Source organism: Anaerosporobacter sp. (assembly GCF_965301125.1).
Genome location: NZ_CBDLAM010000258.1, coordinates 3,961 through 4,363 on the forward strand (window position 1 = coordinate 3,961; position 403 = coordinate 4,363).

Annotated in this window: 1 pseudogene; it reads right to left on the minus strand. The window is 26.8% G+C overall.

The features are described from left to right. A pseudogene (locus tag ACW2QF_RS18170) lies at positions 1 to 403 on the minus strand (hypothetical protein); the annotation flags it as partial.

Sequence of the window (403 nt, forward strand, 5' to 3'; positions counted from 1 at the left end):
AAAGTCTTGTTTAGTGGAATAAACTGCTTAACTTCTTTTCCTTTATAATCTTTTGTATATTCAAGTACTTTTGCAATAATCGGAATAACACCTTTGTCTTTGTTTGGCTTATCGATACTATCTTTAGTAAGCAACATTGTTTGTGTAAACTTAGCTACATACTTACTCGAATCATCAACTTTAGAAAGTACAATACTATTAATTTCTTTTCTTACATTAACTACATCGTTATATGTTGAATATTTTAAATTACCTTTAACATTTACTACTGTTCCGTCAGTTAGATTATCTTGAATATATGCAATTGCATCATACTGTGATAAGAATTTTTTATAAAATACTTTATCTTTCTTATCTTTTTCTAATCCTACGGTTAAGAAACATAAATCTCCGATTGATTCAA